Source organism: Pseudomonas sp. TSRC2-2, assembly GCF_049897785.1.
GTDB lineage: Bacteria > Pseudomonadota > Gammaproteobacteria > Pseudomonadales > Pseudomonadaceae > Aquipseudomonas.
In genome coordinates, this window is the sequence record NZ_JAFCWZ010000004.1 from 425,739 (window position 1) to 444,520 (window position 18,782).

17 protein-coding genes are annotated in these 18,782 nt (G+C 61.1%); 12 read left to right on the top strand and 5 right to left on the bottom strand.

Features of this window, described 5'->3' with window-relative positions; translation table 11 throughout:
• Positions 1-61 precede the first annotated feature (61 nt).
• The 8 genes from ACP7D9_RS10730 (at position 62) to ACP7D9_RS10765 (ending at position 8,288) form a co-directional block, all read left to right on the top strand.
• A complete protein-coding gene (locus ACP7D9_RS10730; RefSeq protein ID WP_101162666.1) occupies positions 62-916 on the top strand; it encodes a MurR/RpiR family transcriptional regulator in 855 nt (284 codons plus the stop codon).
• Positions 917-918: 2 nt separating this feature from the next.
• A complete protein-coding gene (locus ACP7D9_RS10735; protein WP_426157283.1) occupies positions 919-1,563 on the top strand; it encodes an isochorismatase family cysteine hydrolase in 645 nt (214 codons plus the stop codon).
• Positions 1,560-2,891, top strand: coding sequence for a glutamine synthetase (locus ACP7D9_RS10740; RefSeq protein WP_313003128.1), 1,332 nt, complete (start codon positions 1,560-1,562; stop codon positions 2,889-2,891). Before ACP7D9_RS10735 ends, ACP7D9_RS10740 begins: the two co-directional genes overlap by 4 nt.
• Positions 2,875-3,627 carry an N-formylglutamate amidohydrolase gene (locus tag ACP7D9_RS10745; RefSeq protein WP_426157285.1) on the top strand — a complete coding sequence of 251 codons (753 nt, stop codon included), beginning with the start codon at positions 2,875-2,877 and terminating at the stop codon, positions 3,625-3,627. Before ACP7D9_RS10740 ends, ACP7D9_RS10745 begins: the two co-directional genes overlap by 17 nt.
• Before the next feature lie 68 nt (positions 3,628-3,695).
• Complete coding sequence (locus tag ACP7D9_RS10750; RefSeq protein ID WP_426157287.1) at positions 3,696-5,045, top strand: APC family permease; 1,350 nt, start codon at positions 3,696-3,698, stop codon at positions 5,043-5,045.
• A gap of 118 nt (positions 5,046-5,163) precedes the next feature.
• The gene (locus tag ACP7D9_RS10755) at positions 5,164-6,180 is read left to right on the top strand and encodes an arginine N-succinyltransferase (protein WP_426157289.1); all 1,017 of its coding nucleotides are present in this window, start codon (positions 5,164-5,166) and stop codon (positions 6,178-6,180) included.
• 49 nt (positions 6,181-6,229) lie between these two features.
• Positions 6,230-7,264, top strand: coding sequence for an arginine N-succinyltransferase (gene astA, locus ACP7D9_RS10760; RefSeq protein ID WP_101162671.1), 1,035 nt, complete (start codon positions 6,230-6,232; stop codon positions 7,262-7,264).
• A gap of 154 nt (positions 7,265-7,418) precedes the next feature.
• On the top strand, positions 7,419-8,288 hold the full coding sequence (locus ACP7D9_RS10765; protein ID WP_101162672.1) for an isocitrate lyase/PEP mutase family protein: 870 nt from the start codon (positions 7,419-7,421) through the stop codon (positions 8,286-8,288).
• A gap of 169 nt (positions 8,289-8,457) precedes the next feature.
• Here the strand turns inward: ACP7D9_RS10765 and ACP7D9_RS10770 are convergent, their stop codons facing one another.
• From ACP7D9_RS10770 to ACP7D9_RS10790, 5 genes are all read right to left on the bottom strand, one after another.
• Positions 8,458-9,633 (bottom strand): hypothetical protein, encoded by a 1,176-nt coding sequence (locus tag ACP7D9_RS10770; protein WP_426157291.1) that lies wholly within the window; start codon positions 9,631-9,633, stop codon positions 8,458-8,460.
• An 11-nt stretch (positions 9,634-9,644) separates the two neighbouring features.
• Positions 9,645-10,070, bottom strand: a complete 426-nt coding sequence (locus ACP7D9_RS10775) for an HPF/RaiA family ribosome-associated protein (RefSeq protein WP_415762988.1) — start codon at positions 10,068-10,070, stop codon at positions 9,645-9,647.
• Between the two features lie 37 nt (positions 10,071-10,107).
• The gene (locus tag ACP7D9_RS10780; RefSeq protein WP_426157397.1) at positions 10,108-10,578 is read right to left on the bottom strand and encodes a hypothetical protein; all 471 of its coding nucleotides are present in this window, start codon (positions 10,576-10,578) and stop codon (positions 10,108-10,110) included.
• 471 nt (positions 10,579-11,049) lie between these two features.
• Positions 11,050-12,285, bottom strand: coding sequence for a M20/M25/M40 family metallo-hydrolase (locus ACP7D9_RS10785; protein WP_426157294.1), 1,236 nt, complete (start codon positions 12,283-12,285; stop codon positions 11,050-11,052).
• Between the two features lie 122 nt (positions 12,286-12,407).
• Positions 12,408-13,481: a diguanylate cyclase gene (locus ACP7D9_RS10790; protein WP_426157296.1), complete on the bottom strand. Its 1,074-nt coding sequence runs from the start codon at positions 13,479-13,481 to the stop codon at positions 12,408-12,410.
• Positions 13,482-13,667: 186 nt separating this feature from the next.
• On the opposite strand from ACP7D9_RS10790, the gene ACP7D9_RS10795 reads away from it, so the two are divergent.
• From ACP7D9_RS10795 to glcE, 4 genes are all read left to right on the top strand, one after another.
• Positions 13,668-15,122, top strand: a complete 1,455-nt coding sequence (locus ACP7D9_RS10795; RefSeq protein WP_313003168.1) for a flavin-containing monooxygenase — start codon at positions 13,668-13,670, stop codon at positions 15,120-15,122.
• 21 nt (positions 15,123-15,143) lie between these two features.
• Positions 15,144-16,070 (top strand): alpha/beta fold hydrolase, encoded by a 927-nt coding sequence (locus ACP7D9_RS10800; RefSeq protein WP_426157298.1) that lies wholly within the window; start codon positions 15,144-15,146, stop codon positions 16,068-16,070.
• Positions 16,071-16,233: 163 nt separating this feature from the next.
• The gene (gene glcD, locus ACP7D9_RS10805; protein ID WP_426157300.1) at positions 16,234-17,733 is read left to right on the top strand and encodes a glycolate oxidase subunit GlcD; all 1,500 of its coding nucleotides are present in this window, start codon (positions 16,234-16,236) and stop codon (positions 17,731-17,733) included.
• Complete coding sequence (glcE, locus tag ACP7D9_RS10810; RefSeq protein WP_426157302.1) at positions 17,733-18,782, top strand: glycolate oxidase subunit GlcE; 1,050 nt, start codon at positions 17,733-17,735, stop codon at positions 18,780-18,782. Before glcD ends, glcE begins: the two co-directional genes overlap by 1 nt.

The following is an 18,782-nucleotide window of genomic DNA, read 5'->3' on the forward strand; positions in this document are numbered from 1 at the left end:
ATAAATACTCTTTTTAACGGATTGTGAAACGAATTCGACACCCCATCCAGCAGGAGCACGGATGCCCCCTCTCAGAGACCTGATCACGGATCCCGGCCTGGACCTGACGCCGTCAGAGCGCAAAGTCGTCCGCGCCCTGCTCGATCAGTATCCGCGTAATGGTCTCGGACCGATGGCGCGGCTGGCCGAACATGCCGGTGTCAGCGATCCGACCATAGTCCGCCTGGTGAAAAAGCTCGGTTTCGGCGGTTATGCCGAGTTTCAGGAAGCCTTGCTCAGTGACATGGACCATCGCTTGCGTTCGCCACGCACACTTTTGCAGCCACGCTCGCAGCAGAACAAGGACGATGCCTGGGCCCATTACCTGGCCGACAGCCACCGTTTGCTGGTCGACACCCAAGCCCTGACCCAACCCGAAGATGTGCGAATCCTCGTCGAATGGCTGCTCGACAGCCGTCATCAGGTCTATTGCTTCGGTGGCCGCTTCAGCATTCTCATGGCCCATTACCTGCTCAACCACTTGCGCCTGCTGCGTCCCGGCTGCTTTGCCCTGGAAGACAACGCCCTGTTGCCTGACCGCTTGTTCGATCTGCAACGCCAGGACGTGGTGCTGGTGTTCGACTACCGGCGCTACCAGACCCAAGCCCTGCGTGTAGCCACTGCGGCGAAAAACAATAATGCGCGAGTGGTGCTGTTCACCGATGTCTACGCCTCGCCGTTGCGCGAAATGGCTGATCTGATCATCAGCGCACCGGTGGAGTCGGCATCGCCGTTCGATACCATGGTGCCAGCGCTGGCGCAGGTCGAGGCGTTGATTGCCTGCCTGACCTTGCGCGTGCCGGATCCGGCCGATCGCCTGGAAGGCATCGATGCCCTGCGCAACGACTTTGCGACTCATCTGCTGGAGGAAAAATAAGGATGTTCAGCCTTCCCCACCGCTCGCCTCGGGATCTGCCGTTTGCGTTCGACCACACGGCTTTGTTGCTGGTGGACATGCAGCGCGCCTGGCTCGAACCGCAATTCGACCCGCACCTGAGCAGGCCCGATGCCGAGTATTTCCTCCGGCGCACGCGCAGCCAGGTGGTGCCTAACCAGCAACGACTGCTCAGCGCCGTTCGCCAAGCGCAGCAGGACGTGCTGCACACGATTATCGAAAGCCTGACCGCCGATGGTCGCGACCGCTCGCTGGATCACAAACTGTCGGACATGCACCTGCCCAAAGGCAGCTTGCAAGCGCAGATCATCGCTGAACTGACCCCGACGGAAAATGAAATCGTGCTGCCGAAGACCTCATCCGGGGTGTTCAACTCGACCACTATCGATTACGTGCTGCGCAACCTGCAAACCCGCCATCTGATCATTGCCGGCATCGTTACCGACCAGTGCGTCGACATGGCCGTGCGCGACGCCGCCGACCGTGGCTACCTGGTGACACTGGTGGAGGACGCCTGCGCCACTTACAGCGCTGAACGCCATCACGCCTGCCTCAACGCCATCAAGGGTTACTGCTGGATCACCAATACTCAGACTGTGCTCGGCCGTATACAGGAGATGCAGCCATGAGCGCACGCCTGACGCCGCTGCCGATGACCACGCTGGTCACCACTGACCTGATCGGCATCACCCGTGGCCGTTCGTTTCCAACCGATGAGCTGGAGCATTACCAGGCAGCCGGTTGCGGCTGGGTTCCGGCCAACAGCGCATTGACGCCGCAAGACATCATCGCTTCGAGCAATCCGTGGGGCGCGTATGGCGACCTGCGGCTGGTACCCGATCTGGACAGCCGCGTCACTGTTGGCAGCGGCCCGGATGCCAATGCACCGGTGCTCGATTTCATCCACGCCGATATTCGCGAGACCGACGGCCAAGCCTGGGGCGCTTGCCCACGCACATTGCTGCGCGATGAGATCGAGCGCTATCGCGATGAACTGGGCTTGCAGGTCAACGCGGCGTTCGAACATGAATTCAATCTGCATGCAGGCTTCGCCGAACACGCAGCGTTCTCCCTGGAAGCTCAGCGCCAGGGCGCCGAATTCGGCGGCTGGCTACTCAGCGCCCTGCGCGCCGGTGGCGTCGAGCCGGAAATGTTTCTGCCGGAATACGGCAAGCACCAATACGAAATCACCTGCCGTCCGACCCTTGGCGTGGCGGCGGCGGATCGCGCGGTCAATGTGCGCGAAATCAGCCGGGAAATCGCCCGGCAGATGGGCCTCGAACTGAGCTTCGCGCCCAAGGCTGCCGCCGAAGCCGTGTGCAACGGTGTGCATCTGCACGTCAGCCTGCACGACCTGGCCGGCCAGCCGATGCTGTACGACGCCGGCACCAGCAATGGCCTGTCGAGCATCGGCCAGCACTGGGCTGCCGGGATCCTGCATTTTCTGCCGGCGCTGTGCGCGTTCACTGCGCCGACGCCGCTGTCGTACGAGCGCTTGCAGCCGCACCACTGGAGCGCGTCGTACGCCTGCCTGGGGCAGCAGAACCGTGAAGCAGCGCTGCGCATCTGCCCGACCGTGACGTTGGGTGGCAAGTCCGCCGCGCAACAGTTCAACCTGGAATTCCGCGCCATGGACGCCACTGCCTCGCCGCACCTGGCCATGGCCGCGCTGCTGATTGCCGGGCGGCTGGGCATCGAGCAGCGCTTAGCGCTGAATGCGATCACCGATGAAATCCCCGATTCACTCAACGATGAGCAACGCAAGGCCCGGGGTATCGTCGCCCTGCCCGCCTCGCTGTCCCAGGCGCTGGATTGCCTGCGCGACAGTGCAGCTTTCAATGAATGGCTGCCAAAGCCGCTGCTCGACACGTATTACGCCCTGAAAACCGAGGAACTGGCGCTGACGGAACAGCTCTCGCCCGCTGACTTGTGTGAGCACTATGCACGCCTGTACTGAATCGGCCGAGCTGGGGTTGTTCACTCGCCCGGTCTACGACCTGAGCCGCGAGGACTCGACGAACCCGTTGATCCTGGTGTGCGAGCACGCCAGTCGTTATATCCCCGAGGCTCTGAACAATCTGGGCCTGGACGAGGCGGCCGCACGCGAACATATCGCCTGGGACATCGGCGCGCTGCAACTGGCAGAACAGTTGTCGCAACAGCTCGGTGCTACCCTGCTCAGTGCCAACTATTCACGGCTGTTGATCGACCTCAACCGCCCGCGCCATGCGCCGGACAGCATTCCACTGCAAAGCGAGATCTATCAGATCCCGGGCAATCGCGATCTGGATGAAGCAGCCCGCGAATACCGCCGGCAGACCCTGTTCAAACCGTTTCATGCGCGTTTGCAGACATTGATCGACGAGCGCATTGCCAAAGGCCAAGCGGTGCGGGTGGTCGGCATTCATAGTTTCACTCCGGTGTATTACGGTCAGCCGCGACCGCTGGAAGTCGGCGTGTTGTTCGGTCAGGCGAAAGCCTACGCCCAGCGCCTGCTCGACGGGCTGCAAGCGCATCCGTTGAAAGTCGCGGGCAACCAGCCGTACAGAATCGATCCTTTGGGCGATATGACCGTGCCGGTGCACGGCGATGCCCGCGGCCTTGAAGCGGTGCTGATCGAGGTGCGCAATGACTTGCTGCGCAGCCCCGCAGAGGTATCGCGCTGGGCCGCCTATCTCGCACCGTTGCTGTAGCAATCGCAGTAAATGATGAACCGACGGAACAACTGAAACGACCGATGGCTGACAAGGAGTTGCGCTTCATGGAAATTGAAGAATTCGGCTACAAGCAAGAGTTGAAACGTAGCCTGACGCTGACCGATCTGGTGGTGTACGGGATGATTTTCATGATCCCCATCGCACCGTTCGGGGTGTACGGCTACGTCAACGCCGAAGCTCCAGGGATGGTGCCGCTGGCCTACATCATCGGCATGGTCGCGATGCTGTTCACCGCGCTCAGTTACGGCAGCATGGCCAAGGCCTTTCCGATTGCCGGCTCGGTATATTCCTACGCGCAACGCGGCCTTAATCAGCATGTCGGGTTCATCGCTGGCTGGCTGATGCTGCTCGACTATCTGCTGATTCCGCCGTTGCTGTACCTGTATGCGGCGATGGCGCTCAACCATCTGTACCCGGACATTCCCAAGGTTGGCTTCATCCTGGCGTTTCTGGTCAGTGCGACATTCGTCAACCTGCGCGGCATCACTTTTACCGCGCGAATGAACATCCTGTTCCTGCTGGCGCAACTGGTGGTGTTGGGCATCTTCCTGTTCTACGCCTGGAACGCGTTGCACAACGGCGCGGGAAATGGCGAGCTGACCATGGCGCCGCTGTATCACCCGGAAACCTTCAACTTCGCCCTGCTGATGCAAGCGGTGTCGATCGCCGTGCTGTCGTTCCTGGGCTTCGACGCGATCTCGACCCTTGCCGAAGAAATCAAGGGAGACCCGGGCCGCAGCGTGGGTAGAGCGGCGCTGATTACCCTCGCGGTCATGGGCACGATTTTCGTCGTACAGACGTGGATTGCCACCGATCTGGCGGCGGGCATGGGCTTCAAGTCCCCAGACACCGCATTCTATGAAATTGCTGAAATCGCCGCCGGCAGCTGGCTGGCGACCCTGACTGCGGTGGCGACGGCGCTGGCCTGGGGCGTGGCCGTGGCGATCACCTCGCAGGCCGCCGTCTCTCGTCTGCTGTTCGGCATGGCCCGCGACGGCAAGCTGCCGAAGGTGCTTGCCAGGGTTCACCCGAAACACAACACGCCGTACCTGAGCATCTATCTGGTGGCGGTATTGTCGTTGCTTATCTGCTACCTGTTCATCAATGCGGTGGACATTCTCACTTCGCTGATCAACTTCGGCGCCCTCAGCGGTTTCATGCTGCTGCATCTGACGGTAATCAACCACTACTGGCGTCGGCAGAAGTCGGGGCAGGTTGTACGCCATCTGCTCTGCCCGGTGATCGGCTTCATCATCGTCGCCGCCATCATGTACAACATGGGCGTCGATGCGCAGAAGCTCGGCCTGATCTGGATTGCCCTGGGTCTGGTTTACCTGTTCTTCCTCAACAAGCTCGGCGCCAGCACCGCGCTGCCCGATCCGAGTAAAGGCTGACAAGAAAAAGAGCGGCGTCTGACAACAAATCAGGTAACCGCCGATTTATCGCGTGGAAATCGACAGTGATAGTCAGGTTCGGCGAACGGGCCGAACCTTTTGATACAGGAGTACATCCATGCTGGTCTTACGCCCAGTCGAGCAGAACGATCTGCCCCAGCTACAGCGCCTGGCCCGCGAGAGCATGATCGGCGTCACCTCGCTGCCGGATGACAGCGAACACCTGCGCGAAAAAATCGCCGCCTCGTGCGCCTCCTTCGACAGCGCCGCCACAGCGCAGGGGCCGGAGAACTATTTCTTTGTGCTCGAAGACCTCGAACGCCAGCAACTGCTCGGCTGCTCGGAGATCCTTGCCACCGCCGGCTTCAAGGAGCCGTTCTACAGCCTGCGCAATCGCCACTTCACCAGCGCTTCGCGGGAATTGAACATTGAGCACGGCGTGCCGGCGTTGTCGCTGTGCCATGACCTCAGCGGGCACACCTTGCTGCGCGGTTTCCACATCGATGCCGCGCTGGTGCGCACACCCTTTTGCGAACTGCTGTCGCGGGCGCGCCTGCTGTTCATTGCCGCGCATGCACAGCGGTTCTCTGAGGCGGTAATCACCGAGATCGTCGGCTACAGCGACGAGCACGGTCACTCGCCATTCTGGGATGCCCTGGGCAAACACTTCTTCGATCTGCCCTACGCGGAAGCCGAGCGTCTGTGCGGGTTGCAGAGCCGCACGTTCCTCGCCGAACTGATGCCGCAATACCCGATCTATGTGCCGATGCTGCCGCAAGCGGCGCAGGATTGCATCGGTCGCGTGCACCCGGACGGCCAGGAAGCGTTCGACATTCTCGAGCGCGAAGGCTTCGAAACCAACAGCTACATCGACCTGTTCGACGCCGGCCCGACGCTGTATGCGCGAACTGCGAACATTCGCTCGATCGCTGACAGCCAGACCGCCATCGTTCGCCAACAAGCATCGACCGACGCCCGCGGCCGTTATCTGCTGAGCAACGACGGCCTGCATGATTACCGCGCGATTGTCACCGAACTCGACTATCACACCGACCAGCTGCTGCCCCTGTCGCCCGCGATCTGCGCGGCGCTGAAAGTCAGTGATGGCGGTTCGATACGACTGGTCGCGCTGTGAGCCGCGTTTGCCGTGGGTGCCTGAATCGGTACGCAGAAGGAGTTGGAGCATGATAGTTCGTCCGGTAAAAGTCAGCGACCTGCCTGCCTTGATGACCCTCGTCGAACAGGCCGGACCGGGGTTCACCACACTTCCGGCCAACGAAGACCGCCTGGCGCATCGGGTGCGCTGGGCGCAACGGGCTTTTGCCGAACAGGTGGAGCGGGCCGATGCCGATTACCTGTTCGTGCTTGAAGACGACGAACAGCGCGTCGTCGGTGTCAGCGCGATGGCCGGCGCCGTTGGCTTGCGCGAGCCCTGGTACAACTACCGGCTCGGCATGACGGTCAGTTCGGCACCTGACCTGGGCATTCAGCGGCAGATCCCGACGTTGTTCCTCAACAATGAACTGACCGGTCAATCGGAGCTGTGCTCGCTGTTCCTGCGCCATGACCAGCGCAGCGGCAGCAATGGCCGCCTGTTGTCGCTGGGTCGTTTGCTGTTCGTCGCCGAATTCCCGCATCTGTTTGGCGAGAAAATGATCGCCGAGCTGCGAGGCAGTGCCGATGAAAATGGTTGTTCGCCGTTCTGGGACAGCCTCGGCCGGCACTTCTTCCAGATGGATTTCACCTACGCTGATCACTTGTCGGGCCTGGGCAACAAACCCTTTATCGCCGAACTGATGCCTCGCCAGCCGTTGTACACCTGTCTGCTGACCGAGCAGGCGCAGGCCGCGATCGGCCAGACTCATCCAAATACCCAGCCGGCATTGAAAATCCTTCAGGCGGAGGGTTTTGCGCACCAGGGCTACATCGACATTTTTGACGGTGGTCCGGTCATCGAAGCGCCGATCCGCAGCATCCGCACGGTACGCGACAGCCTCGAACTGGCCCTGAGCCTTGGCACCCCGGACGAGCAGGCACCGCTGTGGCTGATTCATAACCGCCGGTTGGAAAACTGCCGCATCACCGTGGCGCCCGGTCGAATGGTCGGAAACAGCCTGATGGTCGATCGCCTCACTGCCAAACGCCTGCAGCTTCAGCCGGGCAATTCGGTACGCGCGGTGCGCCTGCCCCATCAACAACCACACGCCGTGGCAGCCTGATATTCCCGGCGCGAGAGGTTAAACCTTTCAGCCGCCAGTCCTGCCGCGCAAATTCGTCATGATTCCTGACCCATTCGCGTGATAGCCTTTTCATTCTTCGGCGTTGACACCTTTGCTCAAGCCTTTCCATTTCTTATGTATTGGTGGAACTCGTATGACCAGGCTTTCCCATCAAGATTTGCGCCGTAATTTCCGTCAGCTGCTGGCCTCCGACACCTGCTACCACACGGCTTCGGTGTTTGACCCGATGTCCGCCCGCATCGCCGCTGACCTGGGTTTTGAAGTGGGTATTCTTGGCGGTTCCGTGGCCTCCCTGCAGGTGCTCGGCGCACCGGACTTCGCCCTGATCACCCTCAGCGAATTCGCCGAACAGGCCACGCGCATCGGTCGCGTCGCCCAACTCCCCGTGATTGCCGACGCCGATCACGGCTATGGCAACGCCCTCAACGTGATGCGCACCATTGTCGAACTGGAACGCGCCGGTGTTGCGGCACTGACCATCGAAGACACCTTGCTGCCAGCGCAATTCGGGCGCAAATCCACTGATCTGATTACGGTGGCAGAAGGCGTCGGCAAGATCCGCGCGGCGCTGGAAGCCCGGGTCGACACCGAAATGGCCATCGTCGCCCGCACCAACGCCGGCATTCTGCCGATCCAGGAAATCATCAGCCGCACCCGCCAATATCAAGCGGCCGGCGCTGACGGTATCTGCATGGTCGGCGTGCAGGACTTCGACCAACTGGAACAAATCGCCGAGCACCTGACCGTGCCGCTGATGCTGGTCACCTACGGTAACCCGGCCCTGCGCGATGACAAACGTCTGGCAGAACTCGGGGTGCGCGTGACCATCGACGGCCACGGCGCCTACTTCGCTGCGATCAAAGCGACTTACGACAGCCTGCGCGAACAGCGGCAGATCTTCACCCAAGCCGCCGATCTGAGCGCGACCGAATTGACGCACACCTATACCCAACCCGAGGAATACATTCTCTGGGCCAAGGAGTACATGAGCGTCAAGGAGTAAACGTTGGCTGGGCCAGCGCCATCGCTGGCAAGCCAGCTCCCACAAAGTTTGCGTTGAACCATCAATTGATGTTCAACGCGCAACCTGTGGAGCCTGGCTTGCCAGAGATGGGGCAGCCGTCACAGCGCTGAACCGGCGTAAGTAACTGAGCAACGTCTCGGCTAATCGATCAATACCGATAAACCGCTGCCGCCCCCGTCTCGGTCGGCATCGAGCGTTCCGGCGGTACAACCACCACCTCACCGCCCTGGCGGATCACCGCCAGAATCAGTTCGTCGAGTACGTCCTTCGAATGAATTTTGCGGCTATCGGCAGCCTCGCGGTTCAGCGCATTGGCCGCAATGGTTCCGGCAATTTCACGTTCGGCCTCAACCAGCAACAAAGCCACCCTGCCCTCTACCGCTGCCTGGGCAATCTCCGACAAATGTTGCCCCACCGCTCCCTGACCGAGCGCCACGCCATAGCGATCGAATGCTTTGTTCAGCCCATCGTCATGACGCTTGCGCAACACAACCGCGCAGGCTGCCGCCAGTTGCGCGGGCTGAAGCGTCGCCGGATCCCGCTCGATGCCGTCGGGTAACAGAAACGGGTTATGGCTCACCGTACGGAAGACCGCCTGGTTCTGCGGCAGCGCAACGAGCACCAGCGGCAGGCTGGACTGGCGCGAGCAATGCTCGGTGACAGCTTTATCGACCGCGCGGAAAAACCGCTCTCGGTCGAGGTTGATTTCATCCTGCTTACCGCCACCGCCCGACTCGTGCATCATCGGATCACCACGCTCCCCCCCACCGCTGAAGCCATCAGGGTGGCCCTGCTGATCGCGTGGCGTGAGCTCGTTACCGAGCGCATCCGCCAGTCGGGTGGGCACCGCTTCGGGCAGCTCGACCTCCTGCATCTGCTGCCCCGTCCCTTGATAAATCTGCACGCTGTCACGGGACAGGCACAGCACCTGGCAACGATCAATCACCGGCGCCAGGCGCAGCAACGGCTTGAGATACGGATGGCTGTTGACGATGACCGCTTCGCGAACCGCCTGATGCAGGCCGACCAGGATGAAATGGTCCTCGCCGCCGAAAACTGCGATGGACTCGGGGCAGGTGTTCCAGAAGGACTGATCGTCCAGCAGCTCATGAAATGGCGCGAACACGCTGTCCCTGGGCGACTCGGGAGAATGGTGTTCGAGCAAACCTTCCAGCTGCCTGACCAGATTCTTGAAACGGATCGGGTCTTGCGAGCGTTCCGGAAAGGTTCGATGCGCCGGCATGTACAGGCTGAGGTTGAGACGGTCATTCAGGGCCAGCAGTGTGCTCAGCGTTTCGTGGGTAAAGGGTTGAATCCGGGCCATGACGACACTCCTTACTCTTTCTCCAGGTCAGCTTGTCTGGCGAGAAACTCGTCTTCGAGCATGGCGTCGATTTCCGCTGGCGAGTCCTCCCGGACCGGCGGTGCCGTCAGGCGTCCGGTCGATTCGACGCGCGGCGACAGGCGCCCCACCAGATGCTCCAGCGCATGGGCAATCTTTTTTGCCGCTCCGGCGACGGCCAGCTCCAGACTTTCGGCATGATGGCTGGCCGACAGCGAGGTGTGCCCCTTGGGATGCGCCTCGATCTGGCAGCGCTTGTCTTGCGCACCGGATTTCTGTGCGTTGACGTCGCCAACGTGAATTTCCAATCGGGTCAGAAAAGACGAATAGCGGTCCAGTTCATCAACCACCGTACTGCCCACCCAGTCCTGCAGTTCGGCGCTGCCTTCGATATGGTTGCTGTCTACTTGTACTTGCATGGTGAAATACTCCGCGTGCTCTGGGCTTGAGGGGCAATCAGCAGCTTCCCGGCGGGATGCCGTCCTTGTTGAAGTCCTTCAAGCGCTCGCGCTCCTGTTCGGTGGAATGCGCAGGCATGGTGTCGTTCGGCTGATTGTTCGGCGGGTTGCTTGGTTGATCTTTCTTCTCATCAGTCATGATGACGCTCCCGTTGGTTGATACACATGCGGCGCCTTGCGGTCGCTGAGGCTGTTCGTCTTCCTGGCCTGTCGATAGTCGAAGCGACGGGATTTTCAGGCAATCGCGCTGCTCACGCGCGAGGCTCTGGAGAGTAAAATCACGCGCGTCATCCGCCGCGTTTATCAGCAACTGCCAATCGTCACGGGTGATCCATTCGTGCAGCAGCAATTCGTCGGCACGCTGGATCAGGGTGCGGTGATAATCGTCGGGGAAATCCAGGCGATAGGCGTCGTCCTCCAGCAACAGACGCCACGCTTTCAGTTCCATTTCAAGATCGGTTTCACTCACGGCGGTGTCCTTCTCGGCTCGATGGTTGCACGTTGTCCTCGGTACAGAACCAGGCGTTGCGCACGGCTCAGCTCACCTGCTTCAGCGCATGTTTGAGCGCTTGGCAATCAGCGGATGGCCACTCACCGTGCAAAGTCGACTGCGCCTATCGTGCGCTCATTCCTCTGCGTCGACGGACGGTGTGATACAGCGAAACGGCCGCATTGAAAGGGCTGCGGTCTCATGGAGATGACAAGCAAGCAATCAGGAAGCTTCGGTTTTTTTGCATTGAAAACCGATGAGCGGATGTGGCTTCAATGGGATTGAAGCGCAGCGAGGTTGGCAGAACCGGCACAATCTCAGCGCTTGTGGCGGCTCTTGCAGTGCGCAAGGAACTGTTTCAGGCACAGGCGCAGCTCACTCGAGGAGCCGCGCTCTGGTCTTTTACCGACTGGTGTTCTGGTCGTGCCCACCATCAAGACACCCCTTGCTTCATCGCGGTTTGGCCAGTTCCATGATCATCCGCGACAACAGATAAATCCGCGGCGCCACGCTCGCCACTTCGGCATATTCTTCCGGGGTGTGAATATTGCCGCCGACAATCCCGAATCCATCCAGCGTCGGCGTCCCCACCCCGGCAGACAGGCTGGCATCCGCCGCGCCACCGCTGCCCTCTTCCGTCAACTGGCGGCCGATCTCGCCGTAAATCCCCTGCGCCATGGCCATCAAGCGATCCGACTCGGCTGTCTGCGGCATCGGCGGCAAACCGCGCTGCAAGGAAGTCTTCACTTCGGTTTCAGCTATGAGCTTGTCCTGCGAGACCCGCGCCAGATCCTTCTCGATGCGATCGAACTCTTCCGGCACCGCCGCGCGCACATCCGCCTTGGCCGTGGCCTGATCAGGAATCACGTTGGTGCGATCGCCGGCCTTGAGCACGGTGAAGTTGATGGTGGTTTTCTTCGCCTCATCGCCGAGCTTGCCCAGTTGCAGAATCTGATGCGCCGCTTCCATCGCCGCGTTCCGTCCAAGCTCTGGCGCGACGCCGGCGTGGGCGGCCTTGCCTTTGACTTCGACCAGCGCCGTCGCACTGCCCTTGCGCCACACCACCAGGCCATCGGCCGGGCGGCCCGGTTCGAGGTTGAGGGTCACATCGTGCTGTTTGGCGGTTTTCTTGAGCAGGTCGGTAGCAACGTCCGAGCCGGTTTCTTCGCTGGCGTCGAGCAGGAAAGTGATCTGCGCGTAATCCTTGAAGTCGAGGTTTTTCAGCACTTTCAGCGCGTAGATACCGGCGACGATCCCGCCCTTGTCGTCCATCACCCCCGGCCCGTAGGCACGGCCGTCCTTGATGTGAAATGGCCGCTCGGCAGCGGAGCCTTCCTTGAACACCGTATCCATGTGCGCCATCAGAAGGATTTTTGCCTTGCCGGTGCCTTTGAACGTGGCCAGCACGTGGTTGGATTTTTCCGGCGTGTTCGGCACCAATTCAATGGTTGCGCCAAGTTTTTTGAGCTCATCGATGGCGATGTCGCTGACCTGTTTCAGGCCCGGTTCATAGCCGGATCCGGAGTCGATATTGACCAGTCGTTCCAATAACTTCAGCGCTTCGGGCTGGTACTGCTCGGCATCGGCGAGCACTTGCTTATGCGGTTCAGCGGCGTTTGCGGCCGAGAACGCGAGGGACAGACCGAGGCTGGCGGCCAGCAGGGAGCGGGGAAATGAGAACGTCATGAAGCAGTCCTTGTTTCGTGTCGGAGGGATTCAACCGTAACCGACATCGGCGCGAGGCTCTATAGCGGATGCGACACTTGCCCGACCGCCACCGAACAAATTGCAGGAACTGCCGACATCCATCAGACCGAATCCAGCAGCGCCTGCCTCGGTTTGTTATCGCTGTTGCAGATAACTCGATTGCGCCCACTGGCCTTGGCTTCGTACAAGGCCTGATCGGCATCATCCAGCCACCGCGTGGCGTCGGCATGGCTCGGGTCGTACGCGGCCAGGCCAATGCTCAGACTGACCTTCAGCGCCGGGTTCTGCTCATAGCCCAGAATCGCGAAGCGCTCGCGCAGGGCTTCCATGGCTTGGGCGGCATTGAATAGCGGCAGGTCCGGCAGGATCACGCAGAACTCATCCCCGCCATATCGCCCGGCCACATCGCTGGCGCGCAGGTTGTACTTGAGCAGTTTGCTCAACTGGCGAAGGACGATATCGCCAGCGACGTGGCCATAGGTGTCATTGATTGCCTTGAAATGATCGATGTCGATCAGCGCAATCGCCGCGCCCTGCTGCTGGCGTGTGCAACGCTGGAACGCAAGGTTCAGTTGATCTTTCCATGCGCCGTGATTGAGCAAACCGGTCAGGCTGTCAGTGCGACTCAACGCCAGCAGCTCACGCTTGTGTCGACCGAGGGTGGAGGCCTGGCGAAAGCAGATCCAGCCCAGCGCCAGCGGATACAGCAACAGCAACGGCAAACAGGCGTAAAGCTGGAGCGGCGTTGTCTGCGGGATGAACGTCGGCGCAAACACCACCAGCCCCACGCCCATACCGAGCAGCTGTGCCGCCGTGCCCGCCAGCAGAAACCGGCCGCCACCGATGGCGACGTTGTTCATGGCCATCATTGAAACCGTGGTTGCACTGGGCAGCGGATTGAACTGCATGGCAGCGACCCAGAAACCGCCCATGAACGCGTCGATCAGTAAATTGCGGTGTTCGGCGCGGAACGGCACGCTCGAGCGGCGCGCCCATTGGAAAGCCAGATGCGGCCAGACCAGGCCGTTGAACAGCATCAGGCCCCACACCCACAGCGGCGGATCGAGGGAATACATTGCGGCGCTGATGCATATGAGCCCGAGCAGCAGCCCGAACACCCGCGACGTATACAGCCTCCTGGCCAGTGAAAGTCCCTTTCCTCGCGTATTTCCCATAAGGGCCTCGACCGCGCGATGCATGGTTACACCCCGACACGGTGTGTTCGGAGTCTATCAGGGCACCGTTAAATAGCCATCACCGGCCAGCGGCCTGAATAGAGCGCTATCAGCGCCGCACACGCGGCCCAGAGTTGGCTATAAATGAAAGAGGGAAAAGCAACGACAATTATAAGAAGGGGGCCCATGCACACCTACCATGTGTTGATCATCGGCAGCGGTTTCGGCGGCCAGTGCGCAGCGGTCAACCTGCTCAAGGCCGGGATCGATGACTTTCGCATATTGGAACGACGCGAATTTTTCGGCGGCACCTGGTGCCAGAACACCTACCCCGGTGCCGCAGTGGACGTGCCGTCGCCGCTGTATTCTCTGTCGTTCGCGCCCTACCGCTGGTCGCAGATGTTTGCCGAACAGGCGGAACTGCAGCGCTACACCGAACAGGTGATCGAGCAATTCGGTTTGCGCGACCGGGTCGAGTTGCAAGCCGATGTCGAGCGCGTCGAATGGGACGAAGCGGAAAAACACTGGACGGTGCACACCCGCGCCAAGGGCATCTTCCATACGCAATTCCTGATCAATGCTTCCGGGCCGTTGAGTCAGCCGGTCATTCCACACTTCCCAGGGAGTGATCGCTTTCAAGGCAAGACTTTTCATACAAATCATTGGGATCACAGCTACGACTATCGCGGTAAACGCGTGGCGATCGTCGGCAGCGGTGCCAGCGCTGCGCAGGTGATTCCGGCGATCGCAACCCAGGTCGAACATCTGCATGTGTTCCAGCGCACGCCGCATTGGGTGCTGCCGCGTGCCGATCGTAAATTCGGCCGGTTCCAGCGCTGGCTGCTCGGCTTGAAGCCGGCGTACAAGCTGTTGCGCTGGCTGATCTACTGGCAATTCGAAACCCGGGTCATCGCCTTCAAATACTCGAAACCGGCGATTCACCTGGTCCAGCGACATGCGCTGCGGTTCCTCAAGCGTCAGGTTCCAGACCCGCTGCTGCGGCAGCAACTCACCCCGGATTTCACCATCGGCTGCAAACGCGTGCTGGTGTCGAGCACGTACTACCCGGCGCTGAGCCGCGCCAACGTCACGCTGCACAGTCGCGACCACGGCATCGCTTCGATCGACGAAAGCGGGATCAACACCGTAGACGGCGAGCATGTCAATGTTGATCTGATCGTCTGGTCGACCGGTTACGACGCCACGGACGGGGTGATTTCCTACCCGGTCAGCGGCAAAAACGCCGTGCAACTCAGAGATGTCTGGGCCGAATATCCGCGCGCTTACCTCGGCACCAGCCTGCCAGACTTCCCCAATCTGTTTATCGTCACCGGGCCGAACACCGGCATTGGCCACACCTCGGCGCTGTTCATCATCGAATCGCAGATGAATTACATCCTCGACTGCATCCGTACCGTGCAGGCCAAAGGCCTGCGCAGCATCGAAGTGCGCCCTGACGCGGAACGTACCTACACTGCAATGATCCACCGGGAAATGCAGCGCACGGTATGGAAGTCCGGTGGCTGCCACAGTTGGTACCAGAGCAAGAGCGGCCATGTAATCGCCATGTTTCCCGGCTTCAGTTTCAGCTATCACCTGCTGACCCGGGCGCTGAAACCGGCCGACCATATTTTGTCCTGAACACGTATAAGGAAGACGTCGATGCTTTTGCTGTTTGTCGCACTCGCGGTGTTCGTGGCCTGGAGCTGGTTGAGTTACCCAGCGGTGGGCCATTGGCTGTACGACCTGGCCATGGCCATCGAGGCCAAGCTGTACAAACTGCACAAGATCGAAGTGCCGATCGCCGAAATGACCGTGTCGACCTGGCAAGGCGGGCCGTACGAGGCGTCCAGTGCGATTCTGATGCTGCACGGCTTCAGCGCCGACAAAAATCTCTGGCTGCGCTGCGCCCGGCATTTCGTGCGCCAGTACCGGGTGATCATCCCGGATCTGGCCGGTCACGGTGAAACCGGCTTCAAGGCTGGCGGCGGTTATGACATCGCGGTGCAGGCCAAACGCATGATTCAACTGCTCGATGTGTGCGGCGTGGAAAAAGTCCACGTCATCGGCAACTCCATGGGCGGCTACATTGCCGCGTGGCTGGCGGCGACCTATCCGGAGCGGATCGCCTCGCTGGCCTTGATCGACCCGGCGGGCGTCACCGCACCGCAGCCGAGCGACATGGAGCGTCACCTGGCGCGCGGGCACAATCCGTTTCTGATCAATTCCCGCGAAGAGTTTCAGCGCTTCTATGCGATGACCATGGAGTCGCCGCCGTGGGTGCCGAAACTGGTGCTCGATGCCGTCGCCCAGCGTTATGAGCAGCAACGTGACGAACTCGAAGAAATATTCCGCGAATTCCATGCCAGTGCGCCGATGGAGCCAAAACTGGCCACCATCAAATGCCCGGCGCTGCTGCTATGGGGGCGCAAGGATCGCCTGATCGACGTCAGCAGCGTGCCGGTGTGGAGCAAGGGCATCGCCAATCTCCAAGTGGATGTATGGGATCACGTCGGGCACATGCCGATGGTCGAACAGCCAGGAAATACCGCACGGCTGTACGAGGATTTTCTGGAACGACAGCGATGAACATGGATATTCGCAATGCCCCAGGTTGCGAAACTGATCGTTCCCATGCTCTGCATGGGAATGCCTCAGGGGACGCTCTGCGTCCAGTGACGCGGAGCGTCACGGGCTACATTCCCACGCTGAGCGTGGGAACGATCAGCGGAGACAGAAGGTTGGCGTTCCCATGAACATCCTTTACGACGAACGCCTCGACGGTCCCTTGCCCGAGGTGAACAAGGCCGAACTGCTAAAGGCCTTGCAACAAGCCCTGCCGGACCTGGACATCCTCTGGCGCGAGGATGAGCTCAAACCCTACGAATGCGACGGCCTCTGCGCCTACCGCACCACGCCGATGCTGGTGGCCCTGCCCCGGCGTCTGGAGCAAGTGCAAACCCTGCTCAAACTCTGCCATCAGAACAATGTGCCCGTAGTCGCGCGGGGTGCCGGCACTGGATTGTCCGGCGGCGCCCTGCCACTGGAAAAAGGCCTGCTGCTGGTGATGGCGCGGTTCAACAACATCCTGCACATCGACCCCGCTGCTCGCATCGCGCGGGTTCAGCCTGGCGTGCGCAACCTCGCCATCTCCCAGGCCGCCGCTCCGTTCGGCCTGTACTACGCGCCGGATCCGTCCTCGCAGATCGCCTGTTCAATCGGCGGCAACGTTGCGGAAAACGCCGGTGGCGTGCATTGCCTCAAGTACGGTCTGACAGTGCATAACGTGTTGAAAATCGAAGTGCTGACCATCGAGGGCGAACGCCTGACGTTGGGCTGCGAGGCGCTCGACTCGGCGGGTTTCGATTTGCTCGCACTGTTCACCGGTTCCGAAGGCCTGCTGGGGATCATCACCGAAGTCACGGTGAAACTGCTGCCCAAACCGCAAGTCGCCAAGGTGCTGCTGGGCAGTTTCGACTCGGTCGAAAAGGCCGGCCGCGCGGTCGCCGAAATCATCGCCGCCGGGATCATTCCGGGTGGTCTGGAAATGATGGACAACCTGGCCATTCGCGCCGCCGAAGATTTTATCCACGCCGGGTATCCGGTCGACGCCGAGGCGATTCTGCTCTGCGAACTCGACGGCGTTGAAGCCGACGTGCACGACGATTGCCAGCGGGTGCGCGAAGTCATGACAGCGGCCGGCGCGACTGAAGTGCGTCAGGCTCAGGACGAGGCCGAGCGCGTGCGTTTCTGGGCAGGGCGCAAAAATGCCTTCCCGGCGATCGGTCGATTGTCGCCCGATTATTACTGCATGGACGGCACTATCCCGCGCCGCGAATTGCCCGCTGTGCTGCAAGGCATCTCGCGTCTTGGCGAAGAATATGGCTTGCGCGTGGCCAATGTGTTCCATGCCGGCGACGGCAACATGCATCCGCTGATCCTGTTCGATGCCAACCAGCCGGGGGAGCTGCATCGCGCCGAGGCACTGGGCGGCAAGATCCTCGAATTGTGCGTGAAAGTCGGCGGCAGCATCACCGGCGAGCACGGGGTCGGTCGCGAGAAAATCAATCAGATGTGCGCACAGTTCAACAGCGATGAGTTGCTGCTGTTTCATGCGGTGAAAGCCGCGTTTGATCCGCAAGGCCTGCTCAACCCCGGCAAGAACATCCCGACCCTGCACCGCTGCGCCGAATTCGGCGCGATGCACATCCACGCCGGGCAACTGCCCTTCCCCGAGCTGGAGCGATTCTGATGGCTGATTTCGACGCCGCCAACGCCCTGCTCAATCAGGTCAACGCCGCGCGGGCCAATGCCACGCCGCTGAAGATTCAGGGCGGCAACAGCAAGGCGTTTCTCGGCCGCGAAGTGGCCGGCGAAGTGCTCGACATCCGCGCTCATCGCGGCATCGTTCAGTACGACCCGACCGAACTGGTGGTCACGGCGCGCGGCGGCACGCCGTTGTCCGAGCTGCTCGCGGCGCTAGATGACGCCGGGCAAATGTTGCCCTGCGAACCGCCATCCTTTGCCGACAGCGCCACGGTCGGCGGCATGGTCGCCACGGGACTGTCCGGACCTCGCCGACCATGGTCCGGCTCGGTGCGCGACTTCGTTCTCGGCACGCGGGTGATCACCGGCCTCGGTCAGCATCTGCGCTTCGGTGGCGAAGTGATGAAAAACGTCGCCGGTTATGACCTGTCGCGGCTGATGGCCGGCAGTTTCGGTTGCCTCGGCGTGCTCACCGAAGTGTCGCTGAAAGTCCTGCCGAAACCGCGCCAGTGCCTGAGCATTCGCCTCGATATCGACTGCGCTCGGGCGTTGAGCAAACTAGCCGAATGGGGCCAGCAACCGCTGCCGATCAGCGCCGCGTGTCACGATGGCCAGAGTCTGTATTTGCGTCTGGAAGGTGGCGAAGGTTCGGTGACGGCGGCGCATCAACGCCTCGGCGGCGAGCCGCTGGATTCTGGTTTCTGGCGCGACCTCAACGAACAGCGCCTGAGTTTTTTCGACGAAGGTTTGCCGCTGTGGCGCCTGTCATTGCCCAACAACCTCGGCCCGCTCGAGCTGCCCGGCGAGCAACTGATCGATTGGGCCGGGGCGCAACGCTGGCTTAAATCCGACAGCACCGAGATTCATGCACTCGCCCATTCCTTCGGCGGCCACGCGACGTGCTTTACCCACGGCGCCACCGATTCGCCGTTCCAACCCTTGGCGCCGACCCTGCTGCGCTACCATCGGCAACTCAAGGCGCAACTCGACCCGCAAGGGCTGTTCAACCCCGGACGAATGTACGCGGAGGTCTAG